The organism is Klebsiella pasteurii (assembly GCF_018139045.1).
Classification (GTDB): Bacteria; Pseudomonadota; Gammaproteobacteria; order Enterobacterales; family Enterobacteriaceae; genus Klebsiella; species Klebsiella grimontii.
On the sequence record NZ_CP073236.1, the window covers coordinates 3,649,138 to 3,666,160 of the forward strand.

Annotated in this window: 11 protein-coding genes and 1 pseudogene; 3 read left to right on the plus strand and 9 right to left on the minus strand. The window is 58.2% G+C overall.

Features of this window, described 5'->3' with window-relative positions; translation table 11 throughout:
- Positions 1–16: 16 nt before the first annotated feature.
- The 8 genes and pseudogenes from KCG39_RS27790 to KCG39_RS17220 form a co-directional block, all read right to left on the minus strand.
- Positions 17–73 carry a hypothetical protein gene (locus tag KCG39_RS27790; RefSeq protein ID WP_120787595.1) on the minus strand — a complete coding sequence of 19 codons (57 nt, stop codon included), beginning with the start codon at positions 71–73 and terminating at the stop codon, positions 17–19.
- A gap of 305 nt (positions 74–378) precedes the next feature.
- Positions 379–1,377: a family 8 glycosyl hydrolase gene (locus tag KCG39_RS17190; protein WP_004126345.1), complete on the minus strand. Its 999-nt coding sequence runs from the start codon at positions 1,375–1,377 to the stop codon at positions 379–381.
- A gap of 11 nt (positions 1,378–1,388) precedes the next feature.
- Entirely contained in the window at positions 1,389–1,865 is a 477-nt protein-coding gene (bcsD, locus tag KCG39_RS17195) for a cellulose biosynthesis protein BcsD (protein ID WP_162626056.1), read from the minus strand.
- Positions 1,865–5,917 carry a cellulose biosynthesis protein BcsC gene (locus KCG39_RS17200; RefSeq protein ID WP_211811434.1) on the minus strand — a complete coding sequence of 1,351 codons (4,053 nt, stop codon included), beginning with the start codon at positions 5,915–5,917 and terminating at the stop codon, positions 1,865–1,867. Before KCG39_RS17200 ends, bcsD begins: the two co-directional genes overlap by 1 nt.
- The gene (bcsB, locus tag KCG39_RS17205; protein WP_049114976.1) at positions 5,914–8,316 is read right to left on the minus strand and encodes a cellulose biosynthesis cyclic di-GMP-binding regulatory protein BcsB; all 2,403 of its coding nucleotides are present in this window, start codon (positions 8,314–8,316) and stop codon (positions 5,914–5,916) included. Before bcsB ends, KCG39_RS17200 begins: the two co-directional genes overlap by 4 nt.
- On the minus strand, positions 8,313–10,424 hold the full coding sequence (gene bcsA / locus KCG39_RS17210; protein ID WP_087828562.1) for a UDP-forming cellulose synthase catalytic subunit: 2,112 nt from the start codon (positions 10,422–10,424) through the stop codon (positions 8,313–8,315). Before bcsA ends, bcsB begins: the two co-directional genes overlap by 4 nt.
- A gap of 20 nt (positions 10,425–10,444) precedes the next feature.
- Positions 10,445–11,237: pseudogene (gene bcsQ / locus KCG39_RS17215) on the minus strand (cellulose biosynthesis protein BcsQ).
- A gap of 1 nt (position 11,238) precedes the next feature.
- Positions 11,239–11,826 (minus strand): cellulose biosynthesis protein BcsO, encoded by a 588-nt coding sequence (locus tag KCG39_RS17220; RefSeq protein ID WP_004126356.1) that lies wholly within the window; start codon positions 11,824–11,826, stop codon positions 11,239–11,241.
- A gap of 807 nt (positions 11,827–12,633) precedes the next feature.
- Between KCG39_RS17220 and KCG39_RS17225 the strand changes: the two genes are divergently transcribed.
- Positions 12,634–13,545: a LysR substrate-binding domain-containing protein gene (locus tag KCG39_RS17225; protein WP_004126358.1), complete on the plus strand. Its 912-nt coding sequence runs from the start codon at positions 12,634–12,636 to the stop codon at positions 13,543–13,545.
- A 157-nt stretch (positions 13,546–13,702) separates the two neighbouring features.
- Here the strand turns inward: KCG39_RS17225 and KCG39_RS17230 are convergent, their stop codons facing one another.
- Positions 13,703–14,494 (minus strand): oxamate carbamoyltransferase subunit AllH family protein, encoded by a 792-nt coding sequence (locus KCG39_RS17230; protein ID WP_004126361.1) that lies wholly within the window; start codon positions 14,492–14,494, stop codon positions 13,703–13,705.
- A gap of 242 nt (positions 14,495–14,736) precedes the next feature.
- Between KCG39_RS17230 and KCG39_RS17235 the strand changes: the two genes are divergently transcribed.
- Together KCG39_RS17235 and fdrA are read left to right on the plus strand one after the other, a co-directional pair.
- Positions 14,737–15,399, plus strand: coding sequence for a cysteine hydrolase family protein (locus KCG39_RS17235; protein WP_004126364.1), 663 nt, complete (start codon positions 14,737–14,739; stop codon positions 15,397–15,399).
- 73 nt (positions 15,400–15,472) lie between these two features.
- Complete coding sequence (gene fdrA / locus KCG39_RS17240) at positions 15,473–17,023, plus strand: acyl-CoA synthetase FdrA (RefSeq protein ID WP_004126367.1); 1,551 nt, start codon at positions 15,473–15,475, stop codon at positions 17,021–17,023.

Genomic DNA, 17,023 nt, shown 5'->3' on the forward strand with positions numbered 1-17,023 from the left:
GATACCCACCGGCTGGCTACTTGCGGTTATCCATCCAGCTCACGATGATGCTGACCAGAATGCCAGCAATCACCGTCGTCCCACAGCACCAGGCCTAACTGAGCGAGCGTCATACAGCCGCCTTGTTGCAATGGCAACCGTTCGCGGCTATCCTCAAATTGTTCAGGTTTGAGAGTAGCCCCCGATACGTTGCCAGGTTGATACCAAACAACGTGCGGGGGTTTTCTCTTTCCAGCAACCAATTCATCTCTGCCGCCGGGGTTCAAGCCCCCGCAACATTGCGCCTCACCGGGTAATCCCGGCTTGCCGATGATTCTACGGCGCCCTTCCGATTTCAGTACTCGGTCCTGGCGCGTTATTCGAGGCGCCTTCCATAGTTTACGCCTGGTCTTTATTTGCCAGCCATACCAGCAGCTTCAGGCTGGCGGAGTAGTAGTCGTCCTGGGCACTAATCTGCGGCTCGGCCTGCGCTTCGCCAAGGGTTAAATCGCGTACCGCCAGCAGCCCGCCGGTCATAAACCACGGCGCCACTTCATTGGTGTTGACGTTGATCCACGCCGGCGTTTGCAGACGCGGATAGCGCTGGAACCAGTTTTTCCATGGCGTCAACAGGCTGCTTTTCGGGTCACTCCAGTAAACATACAGCGGAATACGGATCGCATCGAAGCTCATCCGCGTCGGCCACTCTTTTGCCGGCTCCATCCTGCCGTCCGCTCTTAAGGCGACCCAGTCGCTGGGAAGCTGAGATGTCCCCCACGCCATTTTCCCCAACAGCGCCTGACCATCGCTCTGCAGCTTTCGCCAGGCGGTTAAATGCGTCCGCGCGGCGAAAGCCTGCCATGCCGGAAAGATAAAGTAGGAGGGATTAAGGTTCAGATGATCGTTGAGATAGAATCCCTTCGCGCCCGGAAGCATGACCTGACGGCCGGCGAAGGTGACCACCGTGGACTTCAGTAGCGAAGCGGTTATCGCATCCGACGCACTGCCGTAGGATTTTTCATGCCACTGCTGCTGCGCGCGCAGCAGCGCCCAGGCAATCAGGGTATCGCCATCGGTGGCATCGTTTTTATCCGCCACCGGATTAGGCGCCACCGGATTATAGCGCCAGTAAAACAGCCCATTTTCTTTGTTACGCAGCGTTTTATCGGTCCACTGCCATAGCTTGTCAAAGGCGGGGCGATCGTTATTGCCCACCGCTAACAGCATGGCAAAACCTTGCCCTTCGGTATGAGAGACGTTGCCATTGCCGGTATCAATAATGCGCCCGTCCGGCATCATAAAACGCGATTTATAGCTTTCCCACGCCGTATCGGCCCACGCGTGGGGAAGCATCATCACCGTCGTCACCACGACTGTCGCTAAAGCACGCAAGGACATAAATTCACCCTTCAGGGATGGAAGTAAAGAAACTGAACGTCAGAGACCGAAAACAGCCGCTCGCGCTGTAAAACCACATGCGCCGCGCCGCCCTGTCCCTGTAGCCAGCGGGAATAAAGCCCCTCGAGTATGGCACAAAACGCATTACACCAGCGTACGCGGCGCGCTTCATCGCGGCTCACCGGCAGCGCCTGATGGCGTAACCGCAGGCCATCATCGCTCACCTCAACGCTCACCAGCCCCCACTGAAAGCGGCTGAGCTGCGCATTGATATGGGCTTCCAGCTCACCGATCGTCTCCGACTCCGGCAGCGGATGCTCATCGGCCAACGCCTCGCCCATTTGTCGCAGAAAGGGCTGACTCTCCAGTTCACCCGCGTTGTTGACCATGCCATCAACCATAATCAGCAGCAGATCGAACCACCCGGCAGGCGTTTGCTGCTGCTGAAACCAGGTCGTCACCAGCGCATTATTATTGTCCGTCATGATCAGCGATCTCCCAGCATGTAGCGGATATAGAGGCCGGCGGTGCTCTCGTTATAATCGCCGAAAGTGTCATAGCCCACCTGGCCGCCGAGCGTCATCTGTTTATTCACTTTGTAATCCGCGCCGGCGCGCAGCGTATAGCCGATGCCGCTCTTCGACGTGGCTGAATAGTACGCCTCTTTGGCAAAACCGTTGCTCACAGCGGTCTCGAGCGTCTGCTGCCACTCGGCGTTGGTCGGGAAATAGGCGCTCTTATCCTGGCTGTACGATTGATACCCCACCGAACCGCCAAGCTTCATCGTCCAGTTATCATATTTCTCCGTCAGGCTGACCGGCAGCGACACGCTGACGTAGTTCTGCGGGCTGAAGTAGCCCCCTTGCCCGTAGGTGAAGTAGCTGAGGTTTTTCGAGTAATCCATGTAGCTCATACTCAACCCGGTTTGTAACTGACGATATTCATCGTGATAAGGCCGCAGGTAAACCCCAGCGTTGGCGTTAATGCTGGTGTTGCTGGCGACGTTTTGACCAAGGTAGCTATAGCCCCCGCCGCCGACGTAAAAACCAGCATCGCCATCGTCATAGCTTAGCTGCAGGGTGCCGCCATTTTTGGTCACCTGACCCCAGGTCTTGCCGGAGTAGGAATCCTTCAGCCCCACGTAGGAGAGCAGGCTGTCGGTCAGCGAACGACGCTCGCCGGTAAAAATCAGCGACAGGTAGTTGGTCAGCTTTGGCGACCACTTCACACCGCCCACCACGGTATTCAGATCCTGACCCAGCGGCGTGCTGCCGATATCGACGCGATATTCGTCGCCGCTCAGCGCCAGCGCCAGCTCCACGCCGTTCGCCTTCTGCGAATCCGTCGAGCCGCTGGCCTGATCAACGTTAGGTTTCAGATTTGAAGAAGCCAGATAGCTGGCAACTTGCCCGGAGTCATAGGTGCCGAGCTTTGCCAGATTCTCCATGCCGCTGCTGGTGGTGGCATTAAAATCTGAAGCATTCAGCGTGCCGAGGCCGCTCAATGTCTCCGCCCCCGGATTGTTGGCAAAGTACGTCGTGCGCTCGGTAGCGGTCATCGCCGCAATCGCCGCCTGCTCGCTGGTGGCGGTGGAGATCATATTGGAGACCGCGTTTGATAGCGGATTCGCGCCATAGCGCCGCCAGGCGTCGCCGGTTGCCGTCCCTGCGTTCAACGTAATTGGCGTCACGGTAAAGTCGAAACGCGAATCACCGAACGGCGAGGAGGACCAGGTCAGGGGGGTTTTTATTTCGGTCAGCTTGCTGGTGCCGGATTCGCCATCACGACCGCGAACCTCCATGCCCCCCTGCAGCCAGGTGCCGGTTTTTTCCTGCAACGTCTCCATCATGGTGTCCACCTGGCGCAGCATTCGGGTCTGCGCGGTTTCGACCGGCAGATCGGTGCGCTGGATCCCCGGCAGCGTGCTGCCATCACCCGTCGATACCTGAGAAACCTGCCACGGCATATATTGCCCGTAGGTGGAGGCAGTACGCGTCGCCGCCGGCGTACGCGAGACGCCGACAAACGGATTATCCGCCGCCAGCACGCCGCCCACGGTCGGCGTTTGCGTACCGTTGCTGCTCTGTAACCCCAGCAGCCTTCCGCGAGCGCTGCGCAGATAGGTCATCGCCTGCTGATGATGCCCCTGCGATTCGGCAACGCGCGCCAGCAGCAGCAAACGGTCCGGCGAATTATCCGGGCGCAGCCCGCCTGCCAGCTGCGCCGCCCGGTCGTTATCGCCTGCCGACAACGCGACATCAATAGCCCCGCTGCGCGCGTCCTGGGTCGGCGTATCGCGGGTCATCAGGTAGTCATAGACGACCCCGGCCTCTTTATTCATTTTGCCGCTCTGATAGAGACGCGCCATGGCGAACATCAGGTCGGTATTTTGCGGGTCGCTTTGCATCGCGCCCATCAGCTTGTCATACGCCGCCGCGTAGTTGCCCTGCTCGCGCAGATGGTCCGCTTCGTTAATCACATAGCCGTTGCGGATACTGGCTAGCTGCGTCGGCGTACTGCTCGCCTGCAGCTGCGGGTTGGTGAGCAGCCTCTGCGCTTCGTTCGTCAGGCCTGCCTGGTTAAGTACCGTCACCTGGTCTGCGTAATCCCCGGCATTACCCGAGATACCGCCGTTAATATTGTTGCGTACCAGCGATACCGCGGTGGTCACATCGCCGCTCTGGGCCAGCAGACGCGCCAGTTTACCGACATCAGCCGGGGATTTTGGCGGCGTCGCGGCCATCGCCCTTAGCGTATTGGAAGCCGCGACGGTATTCCCCTGCGCCAGATAGCCCTGCGCCGTCGCCAACTGCAGGTTGTAGTTCACCCGCTGGTGTAAATCGCGCATCTGGCTGGTCTGGCTGGCGGGAGGAATTCTCGCCAGCAGGGTTTGCGCCTGCTGCCAGCCGCCGTTCTCGCTGGCGAAAAGGGCCGCGGCGTACAGCGAGCTGCTGCTGGCGCCGGGACGATACGCGGCGCCCATGATCGCGTTCGCCTCGCCGTCGTTACCGGACTTTTGCAGCAGTCGGGCCAGATCGAGGCGCATCCACGCATCGTCCGGATAGCGAGAAACGCCCTGGCGCAGCGTGGCGATAGCCCCGGTCACGTTACCACCGCTGGCCTGCTCCTGCGCCTGCCGACGCAGGGAGTCTCCCGGCGTCCCGGTGACCACGCGCGGCTGCAGTTTTTGCTGCAGGCTTTCCGGCAGCGTTCGCAGCATCGCCTGGGCTTCCGCAGTTTTATTCTGTTCACGCAAGACGTAATAGAGATTCTCCCGGGCGGGGCCATTTTGCGGCTGGTCGTTGAGCAGCGCCCGCAGCGTTTGTTCGGCCTGAGGCAGATCTTTGTTGTGGCGCAGAACGTCGGCGCGGAACAGCTTCGCCGCCGAGCCCTGGGCTCCGCTCTGCTGCGCCAGCGGCGCGGAGAGCGCCAGCGCCTGGCTAATGTTGCCTTGCTTGTAGGCCTGCTGCGCCTGCGCGAGCTGGCCGTAAAACAGCGCATCCGCCGCCTGCTGGCGCCGGGTTTCAGAACTCTCGCCGCCGAGATCCGCCGCCCGGCTCAAATATTGAGAAGCCGCCTGAAAATCGCCGCTGCGCTGGGCGATATAGCCCATCCCGGCAAGCGCGTCAGCGTCCTGCGGATTGGTTTGCAGGACCTGTTCAAACTGCTGCTTCGCCGCGGCGGTATTGCCGCTGTTCAGGTCAGAGTAGCCCTGACCGCGCGCCTGGCCGCTACGCCGTTCACGGAAGTAGTTTTGCACTTCGCTATCCTGCGGGTGGCGCTGCATCCAGGTATCGTAAAACGGTTCATCCCCCGGCTGTGGTCCCATCCACAGCAGCGCCTGGCGCAGTCCGGCATCGGCCTCTTTGCTGCCGCTGGCCATCGGCTCCAGCATAGCGATCCCTTCCCGCCGTGTCTCTTCGCGCCAGGTCAGCGCCTTACCCAGGGCTACGCGCGGCCCGTTCTCTTGCGGATGCTGAGCGACGTATTGACGCAGTTCGCTCACCGCCTGCGGATAGAGCGACTTGTCGCTGGCCATCGTCAGGTAGTATTCCGCCGCCAGACCGGAAGGCGGAACGTTGCCGTTAAACATACTCCGCCAGGTCGCCAGCGCGGCGGGCACGTTGCCGCTGCGCGCCTGCTGTCTCGCCAAGTTTAGCTGCCCCTGCGGGACCTGGGCCATTTTTTTGGCGCTATCCAGATCCTGCAAGCCGGGACTGTTGGGCGCCGCTTTCTCCAGTCGCGCCCGCCACTGGGCCGCGGCCTGCAGGTTGCCTCCCTGCTGCGCCCACAGCGCCATCAGGTACAGCGCCTGAGCGTTGTTGGCATCCACCGACAACACTTTTTGCAGCGATTCCATCGCCAGCTCATCGTGGGATTTTTCATGCCAGTAGTTGGCCTGCGCAAACAGCGCCTGTAGCGCCGCATCGTTACCCGCCGCCTGCGCCTCGCCAAAGGCGCCCAGCGTCAGCGCGCCGGACAGGCACAGCGTGGAAAATTGACGGGCCGCCTTATTATTCATTCTGCTGACTCTTTTCATTGGCTATCTCCCGACTCCAGGCGCTTACGAGCATGACGTTTAAACATGGCGGTCAGCGCCAGACCCAGAATCGATGTGGCGATTAACCCCAGCACAGCCAGCAGGCCGGAGTGCTGGTTGGCATACCACACCGCCATCATGTACCACGGCATCTGGCCGCTGGGGAACGGCGTACTGACCTGGAAGCTACGCACGCCGTTATCGCTGGTAATCACCGCCGTATCGCCGCGAATACCGGCATTGATACGCGGTGAATTAAGGTCGTCTTCGAGTTTCGCCAGCTGATCGTCGCTGCTGGCCATCGCCACCACCACTACTCGCTGCGGGTTCCACGGCGAGCGATAGCTAATAAACCCACGCCAGGCGCTGCTGGAAGAGAAATAGCGATCGGCATCCACGCCGTCGGAGGCCCAGTCGCCGCTCAGCCTGCGCTGAATTTTCGCCCATAGCGCCGGTTCACGCACGCTCAGCAGGTTTTCGACTGGGTTATAGGGAGAGTCTGCCAACAGGCGCTGGTTGAACGCTTTTTGGTCAAGCGCGCTCACCGCCAGCACATCGCGATCGCGTAGAAAAGGCGAATTGGCGACGTCGTCAGGAACGCCCAGCATCACGCGGTTATTGGCCAGCGCTTTGCCGGTCGAGTTCCCCGAGCGGGCGGCCAGATTCAGCATCATCGCGACCTGGGTTTCCGAAGGTCGCTCCGGCAGCAGCAGCGTGGTTTGCGAGTAATCCGCTAGCCGGGAGAATGGGAACGACGCGCCGACAAAGTAGGAGAGATTCGGCAACAGCGAGAAGTGCCGGGTGCCGCTCAAATCGATCCACGAGTCGTCGGTAATGCGGCTCTTGATCGTGCTGTTCAGCAGCACTGAACAGGGAGCGCTATCCTTCGGCACCAGATTAAAATAGAGCGAGAGCTGGTTATCGCCGTAAATCAGATACGGCGCCAGCGGGATCGTAAAACGCTCCTGACGCGCGTCGCCGCCCAGGTGACGCCAGAGCTTCTCCAGCGGCCCCTGTTTGTTCATCGGCAGGTTGTTGAGAAAGGTGTTGTTGAGCGTCACGCTCAACAACGACTTGTCCTCGTTAATCCAGCTCTCCGACGGGAAACGGTAGCCAATCTGCAACGGAATGGTTTCGCCATCCCACAGGTAGAGATCCGGCGCGGCGCGGAAGGCGACGCGCAGCGGTTCATGCCACACGCCGCTGACGGTCATACTTTGATCCTGGCGGATCAGCTCGCTGATTTTTACCGGCCGATCGGTGGCGATCCAGCGCGGGGCGTCATACGGCTTGCCGACGGGAATCGCCTGCGGATCAACCTCCATACTGGCCGTCTGCAGGGCGAAATCGCCGCGGGTCAGACGCCAGGCGGCCATCCGCAGCGCGGCGTCATTCTGCCCGACAATCAGCAGCAGCTTATAGGCCGGGTTGCCGGGATTCTCAACGATCCGCAGCAGCGGCTTGTCGGTTTGCGGTAGCGTCAGGCCGCCCACCCGATCGCCGGGGTGGCCGATAATAATGCCGTGCTTCTCAGGCAGGCGATCGCGCAGCGCGTCAAAGGCGATACCGCGATAGTCGGCCTGAATACCCAGCCACGACGACACCAGCGCCGCAGCGCTGAAGATATCCGCCGTCGATTTCTCCGGATAAGCGATAGCGATATCCGCCGGCGTCATCTGCATGCTGTCGAAAAACGGCCGCGGAAAGTGGCTTAAATCGTTGCTGATATTGAGCTGCTGGCTCTCCCAGCTAAAGTGCGAGGCGGGTAAAATGGTCACCCGCGAGGTGTCGTGAATATCGAGCCGGCACTGCATCGCGTCGCCGTCGTTAATCTTAAAGCTCAGGTTGTTGCTGGAGACCATCAGCGCCGCCGGGATATCCAGCTGATAGTGCGAAATATCCTCGCCGTCCGCGCCCAGCGGCAAGGTGCCGAGGGGCTGGCCATTGAGCATTAACTGCAGCGTGGCGTTGCGGGCCGCCATCTCCGGCGAGACCTTAACGTCCAGCATCAGCTGAGCGTGGGTCACCACCTGATCGGAGGGCAACGTAAAGCTGGCGCCGCCCTGGTTTTGCCCGCCGCTAAGGATGATGCCGTCCGGCATACCCATCTGCGTCAGGTTCAGGTTACCGCCGACAATCGGCGTTAGTGGTACCGTATCAGGAATGCCGGGGGCGATCGGCGGCGGCATCGCGGGTAGCGAAGCCGGCTGAACGGCGTTTGCCGGCTCGGGCTCCGTCGCGGCGGGCGAATTCGCCTCGGCCGCCGATGCGCCGTTGGCTTCCGTCCCGGATAGCGGAAAGTTAAGCTGCGGCAATGCGTCAGCGGGCGTTTCCTCGCTATGCAGCGTCGGCGCAGAGAGCATCCCGGCCAGCAGCGCAAGCGTCGTTAAGCGTTTCATAAGCTACCATCCTCCTGCGCCGGATTGGCCGCAGGCGGCTGGCGGCGCTGGCTGCGGCGCGTTTTCCACGTTAGCCAGAACAGTTCAAACACGCAGCGCAAAATGGTGGCAAAAGAGCGGAACGGGTTATCCTGCGGGCGCGGCGGGTTAATCCACGCATCGGCGCGGGCCAATACCACGCGCACCAGTTCGCGGCGGCGGGAAAGCTGAATATTTTCATCAAATTGCAGGCGGATAAAGCGCTCATCGGCGGTGATCTGGCGTACCGGAATCGAGATCGCCCCGGACTGGAGGATCAGCTCAATCTCTTCAATTTCATCCTGCAGGTGACGGTTATCCGGCGCGCTAACGCGACAGCCGCCCATTGACAGGTCCGCGGTGTGGCTGCGGGAGACAATGCCGCTGGCGTAGTGGATAAGCACCGGGATATCGACGTCAATACGAATCGTTTTTCGCACCTGGCGGGTTTCGCGCGCCACGGCGATGGCCGCCAGCAGGAAGATCAGGCTGTAAATTCCCCAGCCGACGTTCAGCGCGATAACGTTCGGGTCTGAGGCAAAGTAGTCGTGACCGATGGCGCGGACGATACCGACCACCACGCCCAGGCCCAGCAGACAGGCGACGACCAGGTGCGGTCTGACGACGGTAAAGTCGAAGTAGCCTACGTCCAGCAGGCCGCCTTTATCGGTCACGTTGAATTTCCCGCGTTTGGGGAAAATCATGGTCACCAGCGTCGGCAGCACCAGGTGGAACGCCAGCACGATATCGTAGATTTCGCCCCAGAAGCTGTAACGATAGCGACCGTTCATGCGCGAACCGACGTAGATCGCGAGGAAGAGATGCGGCAGCGCGTAAGAGACGATCAGGCTGGCCGAGGAGTAGATGATATTCAGGTTGAACAGCAGGTAGGCCAGCGGCGCAGTGACAAAGACCACGCGCGGCAGGGCGAACTGATAATAGAGCATGGCGCTGAGGTAGCACAGGCGCTGCTGAAAGGTCAGCCCGCGGCCCAGCAGCGGGTTATCCAGACGGAATATTTGCGTCATCCCTCGCGCCCAGCGGGTACGCTGAATGACGTGCACCACCAGACGTTCGGTGGCTAAGCCGGCCGCCAGTGGGATATCGAGGAATGCCGACTTCCAGCCCAGACGCTGGAACTTCAGCGCGGTATGGGCATCTTCGGTCACGGTCTCTACCGCAAAGCCGCCGATCTGCTCCAGCGCGGCGCGGCGAATGACGGCACAGGAGCCGCAGAAAAAGGTCGCGTTCCAGTTATCGTTCCCCTGCTGAATCGGGCCATAAAACAACATCCCTTCGTTAGGAATATTGCGGCCAACGGAGAGGTTGCGCTCAAAGGGATCCGGCGAGTAGAAGTAGTGCGGCGTCTGTACCAGCGCCAGCATCGGGTCGTTGAGGAATCCGCCTACCGTCGCCTGCAGGAAAACGCGGGTTGCCACATGGTCGCAGTCAAACACGCAGATAAGCTCGCCGTGGGTCAGCGTCATCGCGTGGTTGAGGTTGCCCGCCTTGGCGTGTTTGTTGTCGTTACGGGTGATATACCCCACCCCAACGTCGGCGGCGAAGACCGCAAATTCATTGCGCTTCCCGTCATCCAGTAAATAGATTTTTAATTTATCTTTAGGATAATCAATACACTGTGCGGCCAGTACGGTATCACGCACCACTTCAAGCGGTTCGTTATAGCTGGGAATATAGATATCGACCGTCGGCCACTTGCTCATATCATCCGGCAGCGGGACGATTTCACGCTTTAGCGGCCAGACCGTTTGCAGGTAGTTAAGCAGTAGCATCACCCAGATATAGACTTCCGCCAGAAACAGCCCCATCCCCAGAATCGCTTCGATGGTGGAGTTAAAATGCAGGGTCTGCGTCAGACGGAAATACATATAACGGGTCGACATCAGCAGCGATGTCACCACCATGATGACGGAAACGCTGCGATTTTTACTGAATCCCATCAGGAAAAGAATACCGATGCTCAGCAGGCCAAAAATATACTGCTTTTGACTGTCCATCGGCGTGATCACCACCAGCACGGCAATCGGCGAAAGCACCAGTACCAGCAACCAGAAAAGCGTCTTTTTCATTCAGCAGCCCTGCAATTAAATTAAAGCCCTGACCTGCGAGGCTGGCTATGCACCTTGCCGTCACCAATATTGATACCCAACAGCGCAGAAATTTTTTTGGCAATAATTTCAATATCAAAGGCGGCTGCGGAGGATGAATTAAAGTCAAGGATCGACTTCTGGGAAGCATTCGCTTCCACCACGCTTTCATCACGATGAATGATGCCCAGCAAACGATCGCCCAGCTTTTCTTCCATCAACGCCGTGACATCGCGACTGACCTGGCGACGGCTATCGCTCTGGTTAATCACAAAATAGTGTCCGTGTTTCTGGTTGAGTTCGCCCCCGGTCAGCCGCTGATTGTCGACGTGCGACAGCACCGACATTGAAGCGGTATCCGCCAGCAGCGGTACCAGATGCAGGTCGGCAAGCGAAGTGAGCGCTTTCAGCGCGGGCGACGGGCCCGGCGGCAGGTCGGCGATGGTAATCAGCCCCGGATAGTTGAGTAATGCCGCCAGGCCGCGGGTCAGGAAATGCTCGTCGTGGGTCAAACGCTCATCAAAAGCCTGTCGCTGGGCTTCACTCACTTCGCCGTAGGGCAAGACGAAAATATTGCTGCCGGCGCTTAATACGCACTGGCTCCAGTCATGGAGCTCCAGCGCTTTCGCGACATAGCCGCGCTCATCGCTAAGCGGGACGCCAAAATGCAGGCGCAGGGCGTTCTGCACATCAAAATCGAGGGCCAGAACTTTGCTGCCTGCGCGGGCCAGCGCCCAGGCCAGATTTGCCGCCAGGGTCGTCTTTCCTACGCCGCCTTTCGGTGAACACACGCAGATCAACGGCATGTCGCGATCCTCTCCAGGAGTGATTTCAGTGACTGATCTTTATCTTTTGCTACCGGCTCTGCGGTTTTTGTCGCAAAGAGATGGGCAAACCCTTCCGCCGTCGGCGCTATCGCCGGGCGATGTCTGACAGCCGGAGCTGTCACGTGGTCAGATAGCGGTGCAGCAGGTTGCGACACGGCTGCCCGGGGAGCTTGCCCGGTCGCGGCCTCGCTTGCCTGCACTACCGGTTCTACGGCCACCGGAGCAACAGGACTCACCGCGGGAACAGGCTGCGGCGCGGATGATGCGACAGGGTCTGGAATCATTACCGACGGCACAACCGACGATGCCGCCGGCGCGGTCTGAACGGCTGTCCGCTCCACCTGATGAAACATATTGGCAGGTACCAGCTGCGGCACGGGTAAAGATACCGATCCGCCCATAGCCAAAGAGGATGCTTCCTCCGCGGGAATAAGCTGATTGAGAATAACCCAATCGCCTTTTTCACCGGCGCCGGTTTCTGATGAGAGGTCCTTGAATTTTAGACTGTGTGTCCGCGTCTTTTCCTTGAAGCGCTGCAAATCATCATAATGGTTCATAGATAACCTCATGATTTAAATACATCATATTTAATCTGTTTTAATTGTCATTCTACGCCGCTAAAGCATAGTTTAATTTGTTGTTTTTTGGGCATTTATCCGGCGTCATGCCCGTCACAATATGCTAACTTTAGTCGCGATTTGATTATTATGAATAAGTCAGGCTGGTGTAATACCATAGTGGTAGTGCGGCTACACTAACAGCTCTTTTTCAAAATGATAGCCCCATTTTTTAGGCGGCGGCGCCGTCTTTCCCCCCGCAGCCTGCCAGGCTATTCGCAGAGAGTAGTTTTTTATACTGCCTTAATTTTAAAAAACGGCGTAATACACGCCAACCGACGGCTAAAGAGAATACATTTTAATATTTTTTAAGGCGTTTAGAAATCACCTCCCGCGCTTAATTAAAATAATAAATAATGTTCTGCCGCAAAATAAATAGCTCAGGATGTTATCCAAAAACCAGGAATATAAAGCGTTGAGCGAACAACAAAGAACAACATCAGAAATCATTGCTGCCCCCCTTTTAGACCACCTGAAAGCTTGAATAGCGTAAAATAAAATATATTCAGAGAGTTAGCTTAGTTGATAGACATAGTGATTTCAGATCCTCTATATTCGATAAATGTTCGTTTTATGTTCCCGATTGTGAAGGGGTTTTTCAGTCTATACACAAAATCATTCGAGATGCACCGAGGCGGCAAGGGAAGAAATCCCCAGGAGCATAGATAACTATGTGACTGGGGTTTCTGAGTGCAGCCAACAAAGAGGCAGCTTGAAGGATGACGGGTATATCGCTAGGAAGAGGGTATGTTGATAAGCGTCCAGGCATTGAACGTCATCGTCACCATCGCGCGCTGTGGCAACTTTAGTGCTGCCGCCGAAGAGCTGCACAAGGTGCCCACGGCTCTCAGCTACACGGTACATAAGCTGGAAAACGAGCTGGGCGCCAAACTGTTTGAACGCCAGGGCAAACAGCTGATCCTGACGGAAGCGGGCCGTTATTTTATCAAAAAAGGGCAGTTGATCCTGAGCGAACTGGGAGAGTTGCAGCACACCACTCGTCGCATTGCCAGCGGTACAGAGACGAGCTTAAGCCTCTCGCTCAATAACATTATCAGCCTGCAACCTATTTACGCGCTGTTGAAACAAAGTGAACACCACTTCCCGCAAACGGAAATTCAGTTGAGTATTGATGTGCATGATGGCGTCTGGGACGCGCTGCTGGAAAAGCGTGCGGATATCGCTATCGGCGCGCCTAACCAGGTGGTACGCCACGGTGAAGTCCTTTGTGCAGAAATGCCCGCCGTTGAGTGGCTGTTCGCCATTGCGCCCGACCATCCGCTGGCGGCGGTTCACCGCCCGCTACAGGCAGAAGATCTGCGCCGCTACCCGGCAATCTGTATCCAGGATACTTCCGTGCAGCTCGAGCCACAGGTTGCCTGGCAACTGCGCGGCCAAAAAGCGCTGCTCGCTCCCGATTACCACAGCAAAATTACGATGCATCTCCACGGTCTGGGCATTGGCTTTCTTCCCCGCCATTTTTGCCAGCGCTACATTGACGACGGCAGACTCGTTAGCGTGCCGGTGGACGTCAGTAAACCGCCGACGCCGCTTTTTCTGGCCTGGCAAAACGAACCTCCCCGCCCTTGCTGCCACTGGTGGCTGACGCAGTTGCAGCGGGCGGATGTCATCGAAGGGTTTTTAACCGAACTCAGTTGACCGGGTTTGCTGATATACCCTAAATAATTCGAGTTGCAGGAAGGCAGTGACGCAGGGAATCCCCTGGAGCTTGACTTCCGTAAGTGACAGGGGTGAGCGACAAATCTGTCCGGAACAGATTGCAGGGCGAGGCTCATGGATGAGCCGAGTAACAAAACTAACGCACATGCAACTTGAAGTATGACGGGTATAAAACGCTGACCGCCGCCCCCATCCCGGCCAGCATATCCAGACCAGACGTATGACCATACCCGGCAACCGCAGGAAAATTAACCGCAGGCGTCGCCATCAGCGCTAACAAATGCTGGCTATAGCGCCCCTGACACGCATGTCCCAGCATTTCCCGACTGATATCCGTGGTAGCTAACAACAGCGGGGGAATAGCCCGGCGCAGCAAGGAGAGCCGGGGATGTTGCCAGTTCTCCATGACCAGCAATACGCCCACCAGGAAATCATCGCCTGAGGGCGTTAGCCCCTCCCCGCGCCCAATCAGAAAACGCAGCAGGGGAACGACATCACCTTCACCATTCGTCAGCCAGCGGGTAAAGCGTTGATAGACATCAGCCAGCGCGGGCTCTTGCTGCAAGGCCAGCCGAATACCATTGCAGGGTTGCCCTGCGAGGAAAACAGATAATGCGCTGGCGAAACGCCGTAAATTCGCGGCGTTTCCGGCAGAAATAAGCTGCGTGGAGACAGGAGTCGAACCGAGCATCGACACATCGCCCCCGCGGGGCAAACAGGCCACACTCGTCCCGGCGATAAAACGGAGTCGCAAATCGTCGATGTCGACAATGATACCGTTGGGGGCCAGCGGCATTTCGCGGGTTTGCACAACCCAGAGTTCGCCATTCGGCATGAGCAGATTACAGGCGTGGGTGAAGACCGAGTGCACGCGCCCCGCTTGCCCAGAAGTCAGTCTGGCGCAATGTTTTAGTGCATTCAAAGCCATACGTTAACCTTATTTCCCGAGGGGGTTCACACTTTTGCACATCCATTTTCGCCCCCTTGACCGACCGGCTGATCTCCCCTGTTCGCCGTAATCCCCACGGCATCAGGACCCCAGCCATTTTGCCTTGCCGATATGGATTTATCCCTCATATTTTTTGAGGGATAAGCAGAAAACCTTTCTGCGCAGCCATCGCGTTCTGTCCATACACTGCTAGTGTAGTCATAGCTAACAAGGGATCGTTTATGCGTACTATTCAAGCTCAACCTTTTGATTTCACGTTTGATCCTGCCAGCACTGCGCTGGTCATCATCGATATGCAACGCGACTTTGTCGAACCCGCCGGTTTTGGCGAGGTGCTGGGTAATGACGTCTCGCATCTGCGCCGGACTATCGCGCCATGCCGTCAACTGCTGGAACAAGCCCGAGCCTCAGGGTTATTTATTATTCACACCCGCGAAGGCCATCGCGCGGATATGGCGGACTGTCCTCCAGCGAAAAAAACACGCGGCGGGAAAACATTTATCGGCGAATCCGGCCCGATGGGGCGTATTTTAATTCGTGGCGAACAAGGGCACGATATCATCCCGGAGCTCACGCCACTCCCCGGTGAACCGATTATCGATAAACCCGGCAAGGGAGCATTTTACGCCACCGACCTGGGGCTGATTCTGCAAACTCGCGGCATTAAATCACTGATTATCTGCGGCGTGACCACGGAAGTGTGCGTGCAAACCACGGCCAGAGAAGCCAACGACAGAGGCTACGAGCTGGTCATCCCGGAAGACTGCTGCGCCTCCTACTTTCCAGAATTCCACCGCGCCGCGCTCGACATGATGAAAGCCCAGGGCGCCATCGTCGGCTGGGTCAGCGATTCAGCCAGCATTATCGGCGCGCTGCAAAACTAATTTTTCGACAACTGGTAATAACCCCATTCCGCCACATCTGTGGCGGTGGCCTCTTATTGCCCGAGGACAGGAAATGACTCTGCATTACCACTGCTTCCCTAACCTGTATAAAGATTCCGTTTCTCTGATGCAGGTTTCCGCAAAACTCAATGCTTTAGAGGGCGTTGAGCAAGCTTCTGTCGCCATGGCGACGGCGGCCAATATCGAACGCATGCGCGATGCGGGAATGCCCATTACGCTTGAGGCCCGACCTAACGATCTGCTTATTGCCCTGCTGGCCGATGACGAAACGGCAAAACAGGCGCTGACGCTGGCGGGTGAGTTACTGAGCCCTCCAGCCGCAACGGAAAACACCGAAGGTACAACCCGACGCCCGGCCACCAGCATCGCCGCAGGTGTGGGAGCGTCCGCGCAGGCTAATCTGGCGCTGATTTCGGTTCCCGGCAGCTACGCCGCCGCCGAAGCGCTTAAAGCCCTGAGCGCCGGGCTGCACGTGATGCTCTTTAGCGATAACGTCCCGGAAGAACAGGAAGCGGCCATTAAGCAGTATGCCCGCGAGCATAACCTGCTGGTGATGGGGCCGGACTGCGGTACCGCCATCATCAACGGAATGCCGCTGGGATTCGCCAACGTAGTCCGCCGCGGAGCGATTGGTCTGGTTGCCGCTTCCGGTACCGGCTTACAGGAAGTGAGCTGCCGCATTCACCACCTCGGTGAAGGTGTTTCGCAAGCTATCGGCACCGGCGGTCGCGATCTGCACGAAGAGATTGGTGGTCTGAGCATGCTGCAAGGGATCGCCATGCTGGCGGACGATCCCGAAACGCAGCTCATTGCGCTGATCTCCAAACCACCGTCACCCGCCATCATGGAAAAAGTGCTGGAATCCGCCCGTCAGTGTGGCAAACCGGTTGTAGCCCATTTCCTCGGGACAAGCGAGGCGACGCTGCTGACGTATGGCATCATCCCAGCCCACAGTCTGCAGCATGCCGCGGATATCGCGGTCGCCACGCTGCGGGGAGAAACGGCCGCCGCCAGCCATTCCTTACCTGAAGCCTTACGGCAGCAAGCGGTGCAATCGATTCGCGAGATGACCGCGGAGCAAACCGACATTCGCGGCGTTTTCGCGGGCGGGACTTTCTGCTACGAAGCCCAGCTCGCGCTCCAGGCGGCAGGACTGTCCTGTGAATCCAATGCCCCTGTAACGGGCGCACGGGCGCTGCAGGATAAACATCATGGTCACGGCCACAGTCTGGTGGATATGGGCGATGATGAGTTCACCCAGGGACGCCCGCATCCGATGATTGACCCGGAACTGCGTAACGCGCGCCTGCTGTCGGAAGCGCTGGACCCGCGCACCGCCGTCCTGCTATTCGACATCGTGCTGGGCTATGGCGCCAGCGCCGAGCCGTGCAGCGCCCTGCTGCCCATTATCGAAGAAATTCAGCGCATTGAAGCCGCTGAACAGCGCCATATTGTCTTGCTTGCTCATGTCTGCGGCACGGATACCGATCCCCAGGACAGAGCGCAGCAGATCACGCTGCTGCAAAGCGCTGGCGTCCTGGTGGCTGACAGCAATATCGAGGCCGCTCGCCTGGCGGCATTTATCGCGCAACAACGGAAATAA